Raw genomic sequence first — 2659 nt, 5'->3', positions numbered from 1 at the left:
CGCCTCGTCGGCGCCTTGCCTCGCCCCGCAACTCGCCCCGGCGCGCACCCGACCCAAAGCCCGACAGCCTCCTCGGGACGCTCTCATGTCGGCTCGAGGTCAGGGCCGGGCCAGCGCCTTTTCGAGTTTCGCCAGCGGCAGCTTGAAGTAGGGCGCGACGTCGGGCTGTGCCTTGAGGGCCTGGCGGGCCTGGGCTGCCAGAGTGAGAGCGCCGGGGCGGTCGCCCGCCGCCAGGGCGCACAGGCCGGCTTGGGCGCGCAGCCAGGCGGGCCGGGGTGAGTTCGGGTTGCGGTCACGCAGCAGGGCCTCCGCCTGGACGACGAGCCTGTCGCGCCCAGCCGCGGCGAGGCCCTGGAAACAGTCGAGCTGCGCGGCGACTGCCTCGGCGGCGAAACGCTCGGGTGGCAGGTCTGGTGTGGGCCCGGGTGACAGCCCCTGCACGGCGACCACGGCGTCGGCTGGCCGATTCAGGTCGAGCAGGATCTGTGCCTTCACCCAGGCGAGCAGGGCGCGCGAGGCTGGTGTGGGCGACGCGGCTTCAAGCTTCAGCAGCCCCTCCTCGGCATCACCCGCCGCTGTCAGCCAGAGCCCGAAGCGCGCCAGGTCGCCGGCCTGGTCGAGGGGCCGCATCTGCCCGTCGCGGATGAGCTTCTTCCAATAGTCGCCTACCTCGTGGCCCTGGGTGAACGTGGCGCCCACGGCCGCCGCGAAGATGTCGGACGCGGTCCACTGCAGGCGCTGCCAGTACCTTGGCGGCCTGCCCTCCGAGGACGACGGGAAGCTGGAGTGCAGAAATTGCCACGCCGGCTTGATATCGCCGTGCAGGTAAGCCAGGCGGCTGCGCGCCAGGTTCAGGCGGAGTTCCAGGGCTTTCGGCGGCTCCGGCTGGGCTTCGATCAAGGCAGCGGCCGAGTCCGCCGCTTCCTGCGCTTCAGCGTGACGGGCCAGACCCGCCCCGTAGCGGGCCAGCGCAAACTCGGTCTGGATGACCCGGGCTTCGATGACCGCCTGGCCGCCCCTTGCGTTCAGGTTGCGCACGACGGCATTGATGAACGGTGCGGCGGCATCTGCGCGCCCATGCTCGATCAGGCTTTGCGCGGCGAGATAACGCAGTCGATGCACAAGTGGCGATGTGTCCCCCTGCGCGGTGAGTGCCAGCGCGACGCTGTGTTCGAGACGGGCGTCGGCTTCGGCGGGCTTGTCTGCCTGCTCGGCCATCTCGGCCCGAAGGGCCTGGGTGCGGGCGGGCGCCGTCGAGGTGGCGGGTTGCCCGGGCAGCAAGGCCTCCACCTCGAGCAGCGCTGCCCAAGCAGCATCTACATGACCGCCGGACCAGGCGGCCTGGGCGACCGAGGCCAGGGCCTCGGCACGCAGCAGCGCGTCATCGCCCGCCAGCTTCAGGGCCTCCTGCGCGGCGGCATGGGCCTCGGTCCAGCGGCTGGCCGCGAGCCAAGCCTCGGCAGCCAGCAGTCGGGCCTGCGCCAGTGCCTCGGGGCCAGCGCCGGCACGTAGCAGCGCCTCGTGCTGGCGCTTCGCATGCTCGGCGGCCAGCTCGGGACGGTCCATCTCGAGGAAGAGCCGCGTGACGGCACCCAGCAAGTCGGCTTGCAGCTCGGGCTGGCCGGGAAAGCGCTGCTGGATCAGCGCGGCGCTGTCGGCCAGCGTCAGTTCGGGCGTTGGGTAGCGGGCATCGGTGCGGGCGAAAAAGGCGGCCTGGTCGGCGCGCAGCAGCGCTGCGGCAAAACCGGTGACGACTTGCTGGCGCTGCTCGGCCAGCTCGGCCCGCTGGGCCTGGCGCAGGGCCAGGCCGCCACCTACGGCTAGCGCGGCAACGACGATGGCCGTCGTCGCGAATGCCAGCCGGTGGCGGCTCAACATGCGGCCGAGGCGGTACCAGGTGCTGTCTGGCTGTGCCAGCACGGGCTCGCCGCGCAGATGACGCTCCAGGTCCTGGGCGAAGGCGTCCACGCTGGCGTAGCGCTCGGCCGGGTCGCGCTTGAGCGCCTTGGCAAGGATGGCGTCGAGGTCGCCGCGCAGCGAACGCGCCGTCGTGCGGTCCCCGCAGCGGCTGCTGGCAAGCTCGGGTTCGTCGGCCAGTACGGCCTCTTCCCAGGCCGCGCGGGAGGCGCGCGCGAGACGGTAGGGCGTGTGACCGGTCAGCAGCTCAAAGGCCAGCACGCCCAGGCTGTAGACGTCGGTGGCCACAGTGACAGGCTCGTTGCGCAGCTGTTCGGGCGAGGCGTAGTGCGGCGTCAGGCGGCGCTCCGAGGTCAGCGTGAGGCCGGCGCCTGCGGCGGCCTCGGACAGCAGTTTGGCGATGCCGAAGTCCAGCAGATGGGCCTGGCCGTCGGCTGTGACCAGCACATTGGAGGGCTTGATGTCGCGGTGCACGACCAGCCGGCCATGGGCATAGGCGACCGCGCGCGCGACCTGCTGGAACAGTCGCAGCCGTTCCCGAACCCCCAGATTTCGCGCGTCGCACCAGGTGTCCATCCGCTGTCCGTCGATGTATTCCAGCGCCAGGTAAGGCCGCCCGTGGCGGTCCACGCCTGCGTCGTACAGTCGCGCAATGTGCGGGTGTTCGAGCAAGGCGCCGATGTCCCGCTCGCGCGCCATGCGCCCGGCCAGACCCACGTCCCAGGCGAGCCGCGGCAGCTTC

At 71.6% G+C, this 2659-nt stretch carries 1 protein-coding gene; it reads right to left on the bottom strand.

Annotated features, from left to right (window positions below):
- Positions 1–99: 99 nt before the first annotated feature.
- A partial coding sequence (locus ABIS05_RS17100; protein WP_348013906.1) for a serine/threonine-protein kinase occupies positions 100–2659 on the bottom strand: 2560 nt, incomplete at its 5' end.

Origin of the sequence: Roseateles sp., from assembly GCF_039929605.1 — a bacterium.
Lineage (GTDB): Bacteria > Pseudomonadota > Gammaproteobacteria > Burkholderiales > Burkholderiaceae_C > Pelomonas.
Note: the sequence above shows the minus strand (reverse complement) of the source record. Positions and strands in the feature narration are given on the sequence as shown.